Genomic DNA, 16,514 nt, shown 5'->3' with positions numbered 1-16,514 from the left:
AATGGCTATAATATATTTTGTCAGTCAGCGAGACACAGAAACTTCTGAGTTGAGCGGTGACAAAATGCGGAAATAGCTCAGTGGTAGAGCACCACCTTGCCAAGGTGGGGGTCGCGAGTTCGAGCCTCGTTTTCCGCTCCATATTGCGGAAATAGCTCAGTGGTAGAGCACCACCTTGCCAAGGTGGGGGTCGCGAGTTCGAGCCTCGTTTTCCGCTCCATTTTTTGATTAGTAGCTGAAAAGCTTCTATATACAATGGGCCTATAGCTCAGTTGGTTAGAGCAACCGGCTCATAACCGGTCGGTCCTTGGTTCGAGTCCAAGTGGGCCCACCAATTCCAACTTTATATTTTTTAACCAATGTTATGACTCAGTAGCTCAGCTGGATTAGAGTATTTGACTACGAATCAAAGGGTCGGGGGTTCGAGTCCCTCCTGGGTCACCATTGTGGGTAGGTGCCCGAGTGGTTAAAGGGAACAGACTGTAAATCTGTCATCTTCGGATTACGATGGTTCGAATCCATCCCTGCCCACCACCTTGAAAGACAGCGTCGCTTAAGCGGCGCTTTTTTGTTGTCTAAACGGCAAAAGGATAGGCCCCCATGGAGTAAGTCCGTGGGGGCCTGTAGTTATTGGTCTGTTATTGGCCGTTTACTGATCGATGGGGCAGGATGGTGCTTGCCCGCCGCGTTCTGCGGTGTGCTTGCCTTCGAACAGTGCCTGGCTTACGCGCCGCATGAGTTCGTCCTCTTCGGCAGCGGCATTGAAGACTACCTGTTTATCTTCTGGCAGGGTTTCTCCCTCAAGTTCGGTGATGGCCAGTTGCAAGCGGTGTTCTTTATCGAGACGGAAAGAATAGGAGAGGCGGGTAGCCAGCCATTCGGTAATCATCTCGATATTCTGAAATGAAGCGACTTTGTTATAGTTTTTGTAGACTTCGGCAGCAATGGCGGCAGCTTTTTTTTTGTCATCGACGGCGCCGATGACAGAGAAAGCTTGTTTGTTCCCTTCGGTGACAAGTTTCGTGATGATATAAAGCATGGCGTAGTTCCTTTCTATTTTGACGTGAAAACATACAAGGATAATTGTAACAAAATCCCGCTACTTGTCAATTTTTGCTAATTTGACATTGAAACAGCCGGATGTTTTTTGATGTATTCAATATATGGACATTTTGCAGATATGTATGAAAAAGATTACAACATTACGGATGGATGATAATTTTTGTTTTATTTTTCACTAACAGCAAATGGGGAAAATGGAATAATAAAGGGACTTATGTCCTTTCGTACTGATATACTGGTATAAGTGTACTTAAATTAAAGAAATATGGAAGAAGCAAGGTGCCGAGTAACAGTTTTTACACTTTGGCCAGCTTTGCGAATGCTTCTATTTGTGCTATAATGTCTCCTGGTAAAACACAATAAACGAGATCGATGGAGAAGATAATCCATTGGGGAAAAAGTTAGGAGATTAATTATGGTTGAATCACATCCAGTAAACCGTAAGAAAGCATTCAATATGCTATTCTTCATTGAGTTCTGGGAACGCTTTGGTTATTATGGTCTTCAGGCCGTGTTGGCGGGGTTCTTTGTAAAGTCCCTCGGTATGGAAGACGCAGAATCCTTTGTTGTCTTTGGCGCGTTTAGTGCGATGGTATATGGTTATGTATCGTTGGGCGGCTTCCTGGGCGATAAGATTCTGGGAACCCAGCGCACGATTACGCTGGGCGCTGTCGTATTGATGATTGGCTATGCCATGATGGCTTTGGCTGGTGCCGATAAGACGATGGTATTTCTGGCATTGGGTGCTATTGCCTGCGGTAATGGTATCTTTAAGGCCAATCCTTCTTCGCTGCTTTCGAAGCTCTATGAGGGGGATGAAAAGGACTTAGACAGTGCCTTTACGATGTATTATATGGCGGTCAACATTGGTTCTTTCCTCTCGATGCTGCTGGTTCCTATCATTGGTGCACAGTATGGTTTATCGCTGGGCTTCATGATTTGCGCGATGGGCCTGATCTTGGCGATTGGCGGCTTTTTGGGCTTCCGCTATTTGGTTCGCGGTATCGATTCGCCGGCAGGTGCTGAACCGCTGACGATGAAGAAAATCGTTCTGACGCTGATCGGTGTTGTCGTGATGACGGTTTTCTCCAGCTGGCTGCTTTCGCACCTCTCGGTGGCTCACTGGCTGTTGTTTGTCATTGGCGTTTTGGTCTATGGTGTATTCTTTAAGATGATTATCCAGGCCAAAGGTGCTGAGCGCAGCCACATGGCAGCAGCGATGATTTTGATTGTCGAGGCGATCATCTTCTTTACGTTGTATCAGCAGATGCCGACCTCCCTCAATTTCTTTGCCATTAAGAATGTGGAGCACTCGGTTCTCGGCATTGCGATTCCAAATGCGGAAGTATTCCAGACGCTTAACCCGTTTTGGATTATGCTGGCAAGTCCGGTGCTGGCTTGGGCTTATTCGCACTTCGGCAGTGAAGGCAAAGACCTTTCGATGCCGGCGAAATTCGCGCTGGGCATGTTATTGACGGCCGCATCGTTCCTCGTTGTCGGTTTCTCGGCTAACTTTGCCAATGAAGCTGGTATCGTATCGGCTTGGTGGCTGATTGGTTCTTATTTCTTGTCTTCCATTGGCGAGCTGCTCATCAGTGGTCTGGGACTTTCTATGATATCGAAACTGGTTCCGCAGAAACTCATCGGTTTCCTCATGGGAGCATGGTTCCTGACTACGTCGATTGCGGCAATCCTCGGTGGCTGGGTGGCAACGCTTACGACGGTATCGAAAGATGTTGTGGATCCGTTGCAGACTTTGCCGGTATACAGCGAGGTGTTTACGCAGATTGGTCTTGTTACCCTTGGCGTAACGATTATCATGGCACTGACGGTTCCCATGCTCAACCGCCTCATCAACAAGACGGATGAGGAAGCGTTTGAGGGTGAACCGGAGGCGGCGGTCGCTGACAAATAAGCTTTTGAAAACATGAAAAATGCGATGAAGTTTCTACCGATGGTAGTGACTTCATCGCATTTTGCTTTATGGGACAGCAATTATTCGGCGTCGGCTGGCTGATAAGCCGTCGGTTCTTGTTCCTTATTCATGCGGCTGGAAAGGTAGTTGGCAGCCAGCGAACCGGAGATGTTATGCCATACGCTGAAGATGGCACCTGGGATAGCAGCGGCAGCACCAAAGTGCAGCATGGCAAGGGACGTAGCAAGTCCGGAGTTCTGCATGCCGACTTCGATGGAAATGGCCTTGGCTTTGGCAACGTTCATGTGAAGGGCCTTGGCGATAAGGAATCCGATGCTGTAACCGAGCAGGTTGTGGAGCATGACGACGAGCATAATTAGGAGCCCCGTTTCGAGAATGCGCTGTGAGCTTACGGAGACGACACCGCCGACAATCAGTACGATGGCGATAACAGAAATGAGCGGCAGCAGTTTGACGATTTTCTGTACGGTTTTTTCAAAGAAACTGTTGATGACAATGCCGAGGACAATCGGCAGGATGACGACTTGCACGATGGATATCATCATGGCGGAAAGGGAAATATCGACCCATTCGCCGGCCAGTCCCCAAGTGAGGAGCGGCGTGACGATCGGTGCAAGGACAGTGGTGGTCATTGTCATGGATACGGAAAGAGCGACGTCGCCACGGGCAAGGTAGGTCATGACGTTGGAAGAAGTACCACCCGGGCAGGTACCGACAAGGATGACGCCTGCTGCTAGTTCTGGCGGCAGGCCGAAACCTTTGGCGAGCAACCAGGCCAGTGCCGGCATGATGGTGAATTGTGCCAGCGCGCCAATAAAGACGTCTTTGGGGCGTTGGAAAACAAGTTGGAAGTCGCGCAGGCGAAGGGTCATGCCCATGCCGAACATGACGATGCCGAGCAGAATGGTAATCTTGGGAGCAGCCCATTTAAAGGTCCAGGGCTGGATGAGGGCGATGGCTGCCACGAGAATGACGAAAACAGCCATGTACTTGGAGATAAATGCGCTAAGTTTTTCTAATGATTTCATATAAATGACTTCCTTTCATAGATTGTTTACAATGTTACAGCTATATTTCATAAAAGTCAATATAAAACAGGTAGTATTTATCCGGTAAAAATACAGAGTGAGCGGATATGATAGCTTTTTGTTTACATTATTTTAAGAAAAGAGCTTTATTTATTACAAAAGTGTTGACAAAAGCGGATAAGATGTTATTATATTGATATAACATATATGACAAGTATGAATGGAGGGGCAAGTTATGCTGGACGATGGATATCGAGAAGAAATCAAGCAGAAAATCACAGAAACGTTTTATTGGCTTCACCAGCACCCGGAACTGTCGTATGAGGAATATGAAACGACTGGCCGCTTAAGGGATGTCCTGGTGTCAGCAGCTATTAAAATCCTGGACCTTCCATTGGCAACCGGTCTGGTAGCGGAAGTCGGTCAGGGAGAGCCGTTGATAGCCTTGCGGGCGGATATCGATGCATTGCCGATTGCGGAGCAGACGGATTTACCCTATCGGTCGCAGCAGACAGGAAAAATGCATGCCTGCGGACATGATTTTCATGCCGCTGCTCTTTTAGGAGCTGCTCTGTTGCTGAAAAGGGAGGAAGCTCAGCTTCCGGGAAAAGTGCTTCTTATCTTTCAGCCAGCAGAAGAAGCACCAGGCGGTGCCAAAAAGATTTTGGAAACGGGAGTGCTTGATGGCGTGCGGGCGATTTTTGGCTTGCACACGTCGCCACTGTTTGCTGTTGGTGAAGTAGGGCTTATGGCAGGTCCGGTTATGGCCACCGTGGACCGGTTCAACGTGGAATTTCAAGGCAAAGGAGCTCATGCGGCGCATCCGGAACGGGGAAACGATACGATACTTATGGGAGCATCCTTTGTTACGAGCTTGCAAAGCATTGTCAGCCGCAATGTAAGCCCTTTGGAGGCGGCGGTGGTTACGGTTACCCAGTTTCATGGTGGCAACACCTGGAATGTTATTCCGGGGAAAGTACAGCTCGAGGGAACCGTACGGACTCAGACGCCTGAAGCGCGGGCGTTTATCAAGCGGCGGCTGCAGGAAATCGCACAAGGTGTGGCCGCATCCTTTGGCGGGACGGCAGTGGTCAATTATGTGGCTGGTCCGCCAGTAACCTATAACGATGCGCATCTCTATGAATTTGCCCGTCAAACGGCGCAAAATACCAGTCTGATTGAGCGGCAGGCGCCTGCATCATTAGGCGGTGAGGATTTTGCGTATTATCTGGAAAAGATTCCGGGGATGTTTTCCCTTATCGGTACAGGTATTGGTCCTGTCAATCATAACCCGAAGTTTACGGCAGACCCGCAGGCACTTTATCCTGCTGCGGATTATATGGCCCGGTTAGCCCAAGGGGCACTCAGGCAGGAGGTGTGGAAACATGATTAAGATTTCGCATGTCAGCAAAAGTTTTGTGAGTGATGCGCAGAAGGTTAAGGCGTTGCGTGATGTTTCGCTCACGATAGAGAAAGGACAGATTTGGGGGATTATCGGTTTTAGCGGCGCGGGAAAGTCCACGTTGCTGCGCATGGTCAATGCGCTGGAAGTGCCAGACCAAGGTTTTGTCGAGTTAGATGGGCGCAAGCTGGCAGATTATCCCGAGAAGGAACTTCGCAGCGTGCGTAAGCGGATTGGCATGATATTTCAGCAGTTTAACCTGCTGGAATCCCGTACCGTTTACGAAAACATTGCCATTCCGTTACGGCTCAATCACACACCGGCAGAGCAGATAGCCGCGCGGGTCGAGGAGCTGCTGGCGTTTGTGGAACTGGAGGGCAGGAAAGATGCTTACCCCTGGCAGCTGTCCGGCGGCCAGAAACAGCGCGTGGGGATTGCCCGTGCCCTGGCTACCAATCCGGAAATCCTGCTGTGCGATGAGGCAACTAGTGCGTTGGACCCGGATACTACGGAATCCATTTTGCAACTGTTGGCACAGATTAACCAAAAGCTGGGAATTACCATTATTCTGGTTACGCATCAGATTCAGGTCGTGCAGCGCATCTGCAATCGCGTGGCGGTGATGGAAAACGGCCAAATCGTAGAACAGGGATCGGTGCTCGATGTGTTTGGCAATCCGCAGCAGCCGATTACCCAGCGATTTGTACGGACAGTTATTCCCGACGAATTGCCAGAGAGTTTGGTGGCAGATTTGCAACAGGAAAAGCGGGAATACAAATTGCTCAAACTGCGGTTCCAAGGCGAGGTGGCAAAGGAAAATATTCTCTATAACATAAACCGCCGGATTCCAGTGGAAAGCAGTGTTTTATTTGCTGCGGTAACGGAATTGCAACAGGTGATTCTGGGAATATTTATCGTGAAATTTATTGGGCCGGCAAAATCTCTGGCCGCCACAACGGAATATTTGGATCGTCATAATGTAGTCTGGCAGGAGGTGGCCGTATGATAAATTGGGGTGTATCGCCGGAACAGCTCGTATTATCGGCAGAACAGACATTATATATGGTTTTTGTGGCACTGGCCATTGGCACAGTATTGGCCCTGCTGATTGCGGTGACGCTGGTGGTAAGCCGCCAGCAGGGACTTATCCCGAACCGGCGCATTTATGTGCTCTTGAATTCGTTGGTGAATACCATCCGCAGTGTGCCATTTATCATTTTGCTGGTCTTTATTTTGCCACTGACGAAGTTGATTGTGGGAACACGTATCGGTACTACGGCGGCCTTGGTGCCATTGGTGGTTTTCATCACGCCGTATCTGGCCCGGCTCTTCGAAAATTCCTTTTTGGAGGTCAACCCGGGGATATTTGAAACGGCAAAATCGATGGGGGCATCGTACTGGGAGACTATCTGGTATTTCCTGCTGCCGGAGGCAAAGGCTTCGCTGATTTTATCGGTCACGACCGGAACGATTGGCCTGCTGGGAGCTACCGCGATGGCCGGGGCAATTGGTGCCGGCGGCGTAGGCGATTTGGCGCTGACCTATGGGTATGAGCGCATGAATTTTCCCCTGATGCTATTTACCGTTATTGTTTTGGTGGTGTTCGTACAGCTGATTCAGTCAGCGGGAAACTTTTTTGCGGCAAAAGCTCGTGGTCATTGATGTTATGATTGGGAAAGGATGATATATCATGAAACTTAGAAAATGGATAGCAGCAGCTTTGGCGATTACGACTTTATTGGCAGCAGGCTGCGGCTCGCAGAATGATAATGGTGCGGATAAGAAAGAACTGGTATACAGCAAATCCCAGGGCCCGTACTCGGAATTGTTTGAACAGGGAGTCAAGCCGATTTTGGAAGCGAAAGGCTATAAGCTGGTCGGTAAGGATATGTCGGATTTGCTGCAGGCGGATGTGGTGCTAAACGATGGCGAAGTGGACTTTAATGTCGAGCAGCACACGGCCTATATGGAGAATTTTAATCAGAAGCAGGGCGGAAAATTGGCGGCCGTCACGCCGATTCCTACGGTACCGGCAGGAATTTACCCTGGCAAAAAATCGAATCTGAAGGAAATTGCCGCCGGTGACCGTATCGCCGTGCCTAATGATGCGGCCAATACGGCTCGAGCGTATGCGCTATTACAAAAGGCTGGCTGGATAAAACTCGACCCGCAGAAAGACTTGTCGACGGTGACCCAGGCAGACATCATCGAAAATCCTTATAATCTGCAGTTCACGGAGATGAAGTCCCTCAACATTCCAGCTGTGCGTACGGATTTTGACTTTATCGTTATTACCGGTTCGATTGTCTACAATGCCAAAATCGACCCGCAGACCGCCCTGCTGACCGAGGACATCCTGCCACATCTGCTGCTCCAGCTCGTCGTGCGCGAGCAGGATAAAGACGCCAAATGGGTCAAGGACATCATCGATGCCTACCATTCGGCAGAGTTCAAAGAGTATTTAAAGAAAAACAACAATGGGCTTTGGTATGTGCCGGAGGAAAAATAATTCGTCAAAAGTTGGCTATTGCATGGATGTGTGCAATAGCCAACTTTTTTAGTTGAGGAAGGCAGGCTTTTATTGTTTTGTATCTTTATTTATTTTATTGTTAAGAAAAAGAGGAAATAATACGATAATAAGATTGTAGATATGTGTCGTTTTTATGGGGGTCATATTATGTCAATGGTTATAAAGAACAATATGGCAGCTCAATTGGTGTTGGGGGAGCTCAATAAGAATAATAAGGATTTGTCGAAGAGCTTGGCAAAAGTATCATCGGGGATGCGATATACTAGTGCACAGGATGGTGCGTCGGAGTATTCGATATCGGAAAAGATGCGTGTTCGGCTTCGTGGCTTAAATCAGGATATTGTCAATTCACAGACAGGGGCTAATTTAGTTCGCACAGCAGAAGGTGGAATTCAGGAAATCATTGATAATTTGCGGGAAATGAAGGCTTTAGCAATTAATGCTGCCAATGACCACAATTCGGATGTTGATCGGCAGATTATCCAAAAGGAGCAAGATTCACGGTTGGCGGTCATCAATGAAATCGCAGCTACGACCAACTATAATGGCCGGTTGTTGCTGAATGGTAGCTTGCGCCAACCGGCGGAGGCGATGGAAAATGAAGTCGGTGGTATAACCGAACCAACCGGCGTGACAGTGATGATGACCACCGGTGATTATACGATTTCGCAAGATGGCGTTTATATGATGCCGCAAAATTATAAAGGGCGAATCACGATTAATGCTGCCAATGTGAAAATTGTCCAAGAAAATTCTACGGATATTCATTATGGTGTGGCTATCGAATGTACGCAGCCGGGAGCAAATCTGTGGCTTGATGATGTAAAGATAACAAACGCAGGAGGAACGACGGATTTAAGTGAAGCACATGGCCTTTATGATGTCACTGGGCAAAAGAACAACAACATCGTGAAATTCACGGGAACAGGGAATCATCTAAGCATTCGCAACGAAGTAATTTTACTTGGGGGCGATAATGGTGATGAAAATTACTCGATTCGTGATTATGTGGCGATTATACATGCGGGTGGCGGATTGGCAATTCATGGTGCAGATGAAGATAGCAAACTTTCGGCAATAATGATGGATGGTGGAAGCGGAAGAAATACACGGGCGGCTGCTATTGGTACAGATGCCAGCGAGAAGTCGAATGCAAATCTAGAGATTTCTGGCTTGTCTTATTTGGAGGCGTGGTCCGAATGGGGGGCGGCAATTGGTGCTGGGGCTGGCAGCAGTTTTGGTAATATAACGATAAAAAATGTAGATGAGATACGAGTGGGCACTTGTCATGGAGCTGGTGTGGGAGCTGGCTGGGGGGCATCGTGCGGGAATATCGCGATTTCTGCTCATAAGATATATGGCAAAATAACAACCGACAGCAATGGACGGGGGGTATCAATTGGGCACTCTACTTTGGATGGGGCGAGTTCGGGAACTGTTGCGATAACAGCAAATTATATTTTTTTGGCGACAAAAGAGGCAACGGCATCGAAGGGGAGCTTTTCCGCAGGAAATTGTTCGGGGGCAACTATATGGACAGATGGCGGCGCTACCGTTAATGGAGAAGCGTTTAATCTTGATGGCAGGAGTTATTCGTCGTATACGAATCGATACGTTTACGAATATGATGACGGAACCGTAGATGAAAATGGAGTTTATCTTGGTGAGGCTGGAGATGAAGAATATCCTGGTTTGATTATTCATACAGGGACTAAGGCCAATGAAAATCTTCGTATCTTCATCAACAGTATGGATACAGATACTATGGGGATTTCGGATATCCAGATGGATCCCTTGGAGAGAGCGCTGGAGGCATTGTCAAAACTGGATGATGCCCTGGAATATTCACTAAATGAAAATACGCGGATGGGTGCTTATCAGACCAGATTGTCTTTTGTTATCGACAACTTGACGGTGGCCAGTGAGAGTACGCAGGCGTCCGAGTCGGTAATCCGCGATGCCAATATGGCGAAGGAGATAACAGCATATACTAAGAATAATGTCTTGACTCAGTCGGCACAGGCAATGCTGGCACAAGCTAACCAAAATAGCAGTAGTGTATTGAGTTTGTTGCAGGGATAGGTAATTGAGTTGAGCACCAGCGGCTTCGCCGCGCGGTTTCTTTTCGTATGGAAGGGTTTCTGCTATAATAGGGGCTGGAATGAATTGATACGGATTGAGGTGCGGGGATGGAGTTTTTGGATATACAGACGCTGGGATTTCTGGTGTTTTTTGGTTTTATGGCTTCGTTTATCGATTCGGTAGTCGGCGGTGGCGGACTTATTTCGATTCCGGCACTGATGTGGACCGGGCTGCCACCAGTGACCGTGCTGGGAACCAATAAGGCGGCGGCTGTCATGGGGGCGCTTACGAGTTTTGTGACTTTTGTGAAGTCGGGCAAGGTGGATATGTGGCTGATCAAGCGGCTGTTTCCGATTTCGCTTATCGGGTCGGGAATCGGTGTGTTGGCCGTGCGCATGATTCCATCGGATATCCTGCGTCCGTTGGTGGTGGTCATGTTGGTGGCCGTGCTTATCTACAGTATCGCCAAACGGGACTGGGGAAGAGAAAATCGCTATGCGGGTATGTCGGCACGACTCTTGATGCTTTCGTGTCTCGTGGCGTTTTTATTCGGTTTTTACGATGGATTTTTCGGTCCGGGAACGGGATCGTTTTTGCTGTTTGCTTTTTTACTGGTCGGATTTGATTTCATCGGTGCGGCGGCCAATGCGCGCGCACTGAATTTTGCCAGCAATATTTCAGCAGCGGTGCTTTTTACGTATTTTGGACTGGTGGATTTTTCTTATGCGATTCCGATGGGGCTTTCGATGATTGTCGGCGCTTGGTGTGGAGCGCGGATGGCGCTTTCTAAGGGTACGGGATATGTGCGGCCGCTGTTTATCCTTATGACGACAATCTTGATTGGTAAGCAGTTGTTGGATTTGTTCAAATAAGGGGCGATGGTTTTGGCCGGGATACCGGATTATATGACATATGATTATTTGCGCAACTTGCGCTTGAATAATGCAGCCTGGCGGTTACTTACAGCCGACCAGGCTGCCTTTATTGCGGCTTTTTTTTACCGGGAGTTTATTGCCGGCAAGCGTCGTGGCATTGAAGCCCAGGAACTTTTGGAACATCTGGACATGTTCCTTTACGATGCGCAGCAGCAGACGGCAGGCGAGGCGTTTGGGCGTTCTCCTCAGGATTATTTGGAAATATGGTCAGACACCGAGCATGGCTGGCTGCGGAAATATGAGTACCACGATGATTGGTATTTTGACCTCACTGCTCCAGCGCAGAAGGCGGTTGAGTGGCTGGTCAGCTTGCATAAGCAGGATTTTGTCGGTACGGAGTCACGGCTGCGCACGGTATTTAATCTGCTGCACGAAATTGCCCGCGAGACGGATACCGATGTCGAGCATCGCAAGGCGTATCTGCAGGAGCAGCAGGAAAAGATCGCAGCGGAACTGGCGGAAATCGAGGCAAGTGGTGTAGTAAAGCCGCAGCTGGATGATGTACAGATAAAGGAACGATTCCTGCAGGCTGAGAGTACGGCGCAGGCAATCTTGGCCGATTTTCGCGAAGTTGAGGAGAATTTCCGTGAGCTAACGCGTAAGGTCCAGGATGATGTCGTCAAGTGGACGCGGGGCAAGGGGGAGCTGCTGGAAAAGATATTCACCGAGAGTGATATCATCCGTAAATCGGAGCAGGGGCGGAGCTTTATGGCGTTTTGGCGGTATTTAATGCTTTCGCAACAGCAGGAAGATTTTCGTGCGACGATGGCACAGCTGAGCCAAACGGAGTCCATTCGGGAAATGCTTCCTAAGCATCCGCTTATGTCGATCAATCGGGATTGGGTGCGGGCGGCAGGTTCGGTGCAGCAGACGCTTGGCCAGCTGTCGGCTCAGTTGCGCCGTTATGTCGATGAGGCGTATCTGCAGGAGGAACGGACCATTTATCAGTTGATTCAGCGAATTGAAACGATGGCGGTGGATCAGCGTGGGCAGCTGCCTCACGGAGAGTTTACGGAAATTCGGGAGATTTCACCGGCGGTGCAGCTGCCGATGGAGCGGCGGTTATTTGCTCCGCCACAGGCAACAAAACTCGTAAGTCCGGTATTGCAGGCGGGTAGTGGAGAGGATGGAGAGCTTTCGGCTATTTTCAATCAGGTTATTGTCGATCGGGAACAGTTGCAGGCAAATGTCCGTGATCTTTTGGCGGAACGCCCCGAAGTCACGCTTTCTGAGGTGCTGGCGGTACATCCGCTGCAGCAAGGGCTGTCGGAGCTTTTGGGATATCTGGTACTGGCCAGTCATGAGGAGGCTGAGGCTTTTGACAACTGTGCTTTGGAGCGCATCTTATTTGAGCGCGATGGGCAAAAGCTTATGGCCATTTGTAATCGAGTCGTATTTCGGAGGAAATAAAGGATATGGATTTGGACAATACGGCAGTCGCGAGTGGGGAGAATCCTCAGGAACAGGCTTTTTCGCGGGCGGCTGTTATGCTTTTAAAGGGAATTGTAAGTCGAGGTCGGGACGAGATCCTTTGGCAGGATATTATAGGCAGACAGACGGAACTGCGTGATTATTTCCGCCGCATTGGCCTGACGCTTATTATCAATGAGCTGGATGAATACGCCTATTTGCGGCAGGAAGAAGGCAGTGGTCTGCCGCATATCGTGCCGCGCTATCCGCTGAGTTATAATTTATCGATGCTTTTGGTGCAACTGCGCAAGGTGCTCGCGGAGTACGATCGGGCGGCTGGTGGTGACCGCGTAGTCATCAGTTTTGAGGATATTTTACGCCGTATGGAGCCGTTTTTGCCAATTCAGATCAATGAGATGAAATATCGTCAATCGGTGGAGCATCTCGTGCGGGCGGCTGTGCGCATGGGATTTTTGCTGAAAATCAAAGGGCAGGATACCGATTATGAAGTGCGCCCAATTTTGCGCAACTTTGTCGATGCGCAGTGGCTGGATGATTTTGCGCAGAAACTAGAAGCCTATGAAAAGTATGGACAAGCCCGTCATGACGAGACTGTGGAGGGCGAAAGGGAGGAAGGAGAGATGATGGATGAACTTATTCGAGACGACGACTGAATTTAAAGACATCCCACTCGGTTTCCGCCTGCAGCGTCTTGAGGTCTATAACTGGGGCACCTTTGATGGGAAAGTCTGGACGCTGGACCTGTCGGGGGATACGTCGCTTTTGACCGGTGATGTTGGTTCCGGTAAATCGACACTTGTCGATGCCATCATCACGCTTTTGGTGCCGCCGCGCAAGGTGACGTATAACAAGGCGGCTGATGCAAGTGCAAAGGAACGCAGTCTGGCTTCGTATGTGCGCGGTTACTATGGTCAAAAGCGCACGGAAGATGGCGGTGGTCGCCCCGAGGCTCTGCGTGGCAAAGATCAGTATAGCGTCGTGCTCGGGGTGTTTTCGGACCGGAATTTTGGCCGTACGGTGACGCTGGCGCAGGTTTTTTGGTTTCCGGATGAGGCGGCCGCTTCGCCTAAGCGTTTCTATGTGCTCGCCCAGAAGACGCTTTCAATAACGGAGCGGTTTTCCGCTATCGGCGGGGATATGCGCGCCTTCCGCAAGCAGCTCGAACGCGATTCGTTTATCAAGACGTTCGATGATTATCCGCAGTATGGTCATGAATTCCGTAAGATTTTTGGCATTCGTCAGGTTCAGGCGATGGATTTGTTCCAGCAGACAATTTCCATGAAGAAAGTCGACAGTCTCACGGGATTCGTTCGTCAGAATATGCTCGAAGTGCCGGATGCGGAACAGGAGGTCGAGGTCATGCTGCGCCAGTACCATGACCTTGAGGCAGCGCATCAGGCAGTGGAACGGGCCCGCGAGCAGCAAAAATACCTGCAGCCGATTGAAACACTCGGTCAGGAATATGCAGCTGTTGGTCAAAAGCAACGAGAGAATACGGTCATGCAGCAGCATTTGGCCAGCTGGTTTGCCGGTAAGGCTTATAAGGTTCAGGAGAGCATGCTGCAGCAGTCTGAGGCATCATTGGCCGAACTGCAGAAAGCCTGGCAGGATGCCAAGGACAACTGTGATGGCCTGCAACAGCAGCTGGATGGCGTCCGCCGGGAAATGGCCCGCAACGGCGGCCAGCAGTTGGACGAGGTGCGTCACCAGCTGGAACTTTGTCAGCAGCAAAAGGGTCAGTGCGAACTGGTGCGGGAAAAATATCAGCAGCAGCTTGATTTGATTGCGCTGGCGATGCCATCCTCGGCGGAGGATTTCCGCGCGAATCAGCAGGCCATGAAGGAACGTCAGCAGTCTATCGAGCAGGAGCTGGAAGACCTGATGGCCGACAGTGGCGCTATCGAGGCCAATCGCAAAGAGGCTATGGTACTGGAAACGCAGTTGACAGAGGAAATCGAATCGCTGGCAAAGCGCAAATCGAATATCCCGAATAAATATGTCAAGATTCGCGAACAGCTTTGTAAGGATTTGGGATTAGCGGAAGATGAGATGCCCTTTGCTGGAGAGCTTATGGCGGTCAAGGAAACGGAAGCCGAATGGGAAGGTGCTTTGGAGCGGCTGCTTCATGGCTTTGGCATTTCTTTGCTGGTTTCCGATGCTCATTACGGTGAGGTCGCTGGCTGGATGGAGCAACACAATCTTCATGTGAAATTGGTGTATTTCCGCGTTTCGGACTATGTAGAATCGGTGGATATGGATACTCTGCCTGAGGATGCCGCTTGCCGTAAATTGCAGCTAAAAGAAGAGTCGGCCTATTGCGATTGGTTAAGCAGTGAGCTTTATACCCGATTCCGTCATACTTGCTGTGAGACGATGCAGGAATTTCGTCAGGCGAAGTTCGCCCTGACCCGCAAGGGACAGGTCAAGATTAACGGCCGCCGTCATGAAAAGGATGACCGTCGGGATCTCGATAACCGCCGTGATTATGTGCTGGGCTTTTCTAATCTGCGCAAAATTCAATCCTTGCAGGAGGAGCGCGAGAACATCCGTGAGGAGCAGAAGTTCTTTCAGCAGAAGTTGCGTAAGAACAAGATGGCGCAGAAAAAACTGCAGGGAGAAAAAGATGCTATCATGCTGGCCGGTCAGGTCCAGAACTTTCAGGAGCTTGACATTGCGCCGCTGATTCAGCAGCTGGCAAAACTTAAGCAGCGGGTGGAAGAACTGCGGCAAAAGAACGATGTTTACCGCAAACTCCAGGAGGAAGAGCAGGGGCTGGTTCGTCAGGTGGCACGTTGTCAGCAGGATGTAAATTCCAAGCGGGATGAAGCTAGCCGGATTCAGGAGCGCTGCCGTGGTACCCGGGAACAGATGATAGTAGAAGCTGAGCTGATGAATGAGACGCCTGCTGAGGTGCAGTCCACGGTATATCCGCTGCTGGAACGCTATATGGCGGAGGCTTTGCCCAACCAGACTTTTGAACTGTCCAGCCGGCAGAAATTGCAGGCCCGCTTTGGTGCTTGGCTGCAAGAGGAAGGCCATCAGCAGGAAAATCTTCTTCGCCATCATGGCGAGGAGCTTACCCGGCTGATGACGGGGTTCCGACAGCAGTGGCCGGAGGTGAGTGCAGACCTTCTCTGTTCCCCAGAGGCAGCAGCGGATTATATCGCCGTGCTCAATCGTCTGCGCACCGATGACCTGCCGAAGTTTGAAGGGCGGTTCCGCGAACTCTTGCGGGAAAACACCATTAACCAGATTGCGCTTTTCCAGACTCATTTGGAAAATACCTGCCAGGAAATTGAAGACCGTATTGCGCGAATCAATCGCTCGCTGGCGGAGATTGACTACAATGAGGGTCGTTATATCCAGATTGAATGCAGTCATGCAGTAAGTGATACGATACAGCAGTTCCGTCGGGACTTGCGGGCTTGTACCGATGATGCATTGACGGGGGCGGTGGATGACAGCTACAGTGAGCAGAAATTCCAGCAGGTGGCAAAGATATTAGAACGCTTGCAGGGGCGGCCGGGAAATACGGAATTAGATGCCCGCTGGCGGCGCGAAGTCATCGACGTGCGCAATTGGTATACCTTCGCGGCATCGGAGCGCTGGCGTGACCCAGCACCTGGAGAGGATGCCGAATACGAGCATTATACCGATTCGGGCGGTAAGTCAGGCGGTCAGAAGGAAAAACTTGCCTATACAATACTGGCGGCAAGTATCGTATACAATTTTGGCCTTGAAGGGAAGCGGGCAAGCGAGCAATCGTTCCGATTCGTGGTGATCGATGAAGCCTTCCTCAAGAGTTCGGATGAGTCAGCACGCTTTGGTCTTGAATTGTTCCGTAAAATGGATTTGCAGTTGTTGGTAGTAACACCGCTCTTAAAGATTGCGACGATTGAACCTTTTGTGCGCCATGTCGGTTTTGTCTATCAAAAAGATGAGGAGCATAAGTCTTACTTGCGAAATTTAACGATAGAACAATTGCAAGCAGAAAAACTGGTTCATGCCAGCCAAAAGTGAAGAAAATCAAGGCGTTTAAGGCATCTCATTTATGGGATGCCTTTTTTAGTATAAATAACATCAACTATAAATAACATCAACAAGAAAA

The 16,514-nt window shown here is 49.7% G+C and carries 12 protein-coding genes, 5 tRNA genes and 1 pseudogene; 16 read left to right on the top strand and 2 right to left on the bottom strand.

The window, feature by feature from the left end:
• The first annotated feature begins 66 nt into the window (after positions 1-66).
• From T504_RS0106410 to T504_RS0106390, 5 genes are all read left to right on the top strand, one after another.
• Positions 67-141 (top strand) — tRNA-Gly (locus tag T504_RS0106410).
• Between the two features lie 4 nt (positions 142-145).
• Positions 146-220: transfer RNA gene (locus tag T504_RS0106405), tRNA-Gly, on the top strand.
• A gap of 37 nt (positions 221-257) precedes the next feature.
• Positions 258-334: transfer RNA gene (locus T504_RS0106400), tRNA-Ile, on the top strand.
• Between the two features lie 32 nt (positions 335-366).
• Positions 367-444, top strand: a tRNA-Arg gene (locus tag T504_RS0106395).
• Between the two features lie 4 nt (positions 445-448).
• Positions 449-534, top strand: a tRNA-Tyr gene (locus T504_RS0106390).
• Between the two features lie 115 nt (positions 535-649).
• On the opposite strand, the gene T504_RS0106385 is transcribed toward T504_RS0106390, so the two are convergent.
• Positions 650-1,039: a hypothetical protein gene (locus T504_RS0106385; protein WP_033170235.1), complete on the bottom strand. Its 390-nt coding sequence runs from the start codon at positions 1,037-1,039 to the stop codon at positions 650-652.
• A 438-nt stretch (positions 1,040-1,477) separates the two neighbouring features.
• Between T504_RS0106385 and T504_RS0106380 the strand changes: the two genes are divergently transcribed.
• Positions 1,478-2,977 carry an oligopeptide:H+ symporter gene (locus T504_RS0106380; RefSeq protein ID WP_033170234.1) on the top strand — a complete coding sequence of 500 codons (1,500 nt, stop codon included), beginning with the start codon at positions 1,478-1,480 and terminating at the stop codon, positions 2,975-2,977.
• Between the two features lie 80 nt (positions 2,978-3,057).
• On the opposite strand, the gene T504_RS0106375 is transcribed toward T504_RS0106380, so the two are convergent.
• Positions 3,058-4,026, bottom strand: coding sequence for a bile acid:sodium symporter family protein (locus tag T504_RS0106375; protein WP_033170233.1), 969 nt, complete (start codon positions 4,024-4,026; stop codon positions 3,058-3,060).
• 235 nt (positions 4,027-4,261) lie between these two features.
• Between T504_RS0106375 and T504_RS0106370 the strand changes: the two genes are divergently transcribed.
• The 10 genes and pseudogenes from T504_RS0106370 to T504_RS0106330 all read left to right on the top strand — a co-directional run bounded on the left by T504_RS0106370 (position 4,262) and on the right by T504_RS0106330 (position 16,426).
• Entirely contained in the window at positions 4,262-5,419 is a 1,158-nt protein-coding gene (locus T504_RS0106370; RefSeq protein ID WP_033170232.1) for an amidohydrolase, read from the top strand.
• Entirely contained in the window at positions 5,412-6,434 is a 1,023-nt protein-coding gene (locus T504_RS0106365; RefSeq protein WP_033170231.1) for a methionine ABC transporter ATP-binding protein, read from the top strand. Before T504_RS0106370 ends, T504_RS0106365 begins: the two co-directional genes overlap by 8 nt.
• Positions 6,431-7,090, top strand: a complete 660-nt coding sequence (locus tag T504_RS0106360) for a methionine ABC transporter permease (protein WP_033170230.1) — start codon at positions 6,431-6,433, stop codon at positions 7,088-7,090. Before T504_RS0106365 ends, T504_RS0106360 begins: the two co-directional genes overlap by 4 nt.
• A gap of 28 nt (positions 7,091-7,118) precedes the next feature.
• The gene (locus T504_RS0106355; protein ID WP_033170229.1) at positions 7,119-7,937 is read left to right on the top strand and encodes a MetQ/NlpA family ABC transporter substrate-binding protein; all 819 of its coding nucleotides are present in this window, start codon (positions 7,119-7,121) and stop codon (positions 7,935-7,937) included.
• A 141-nt stretch (positions 7,938-8,078) separates the two neighbouring features.
• A pseudogene (locus T504_RS15100) lies at positions 8,079-8,516 on the top strand (flagellin); the annotation flags it as partial.
• Between the two features lie 33 nt (positions 8,517-8,549).
• Complete coding sequence (locus T504_RS0106350; RefSeq protein ID WP_369793621.1) at positions 8,550-10,040, top strand: flagellin; 1,491 nt, start codon at positions 8,550-8,552, stop codon at positions 10,038-10,040.
• A 107-nt stretch (positions 10,041-10,147) separates the two neighbouring features.
• Complete coding sequence (locus T504_RS0106345; protein ID WP_033170227.1) at positions 10,148-10,912, top strand: TSUP family transporter; 765 nt, start codon at positions 10,148-10,150, stop codon at positions 10,910-10,912.
• 33 nt (positions 10,913-10,945) lie between these two features.
• Positions 10,946-12,385 carry a DUF3375 domain-containing protein gene (locus tag T504_RS0106340; protein ID WP_033170267.1) on the top strand — a complete coding sequence of 480 codons (1,440 nt, stop codon included), beginning with the start codon at positions 10,946-10,948 and terminating at the stop codon, positions 12,383-12,385.
• Positions 12,386-12,390: 5 nt separating this feature from the next.
• Positions 12,391-13,059 carry a DUF4194 domain-containing protein gene (locus tag T504_RS0106335; RefSeq protein ID WP_051635238.1) on the top strand — a complete coding sequence of 223 codons (669 nt, stop codon included), beginning with the start codon at positions 12,391-12,393 and terminating at the stop codon, positions 13,057-13,059.
• Positions 13,034-16,426, top strand: coding sequence for an ATP-binding protein (locus T504_RS0106330; RefSeq protein WP_033170226.1), 3,393 nt, complete (start codon positions 13,034-13,036; stop codon positions 16,424-16,426). The genes T504_RS0106335 and T504_RS0106330 overlap by 26 nt, the downstream gene beginning before the upstream one ends.
• The last annotated feature ends 88 nt before the right edge of the window (positions 16,427-16,514 follow it).

The sequence above is a fragment of the Selenomonas sp. ND2010 genome (genome assembly GCF_000702005.1).
Lineage (GTDB): Bacteria > Bacillota > Negativicutes > Selenomonadales > Selenomonadaceae > Selenomonas_A.
Note: the sequence above shows the minus strand (reverse complement) of the source record. Positions and strands in the feature narration are given on the sequence as shown.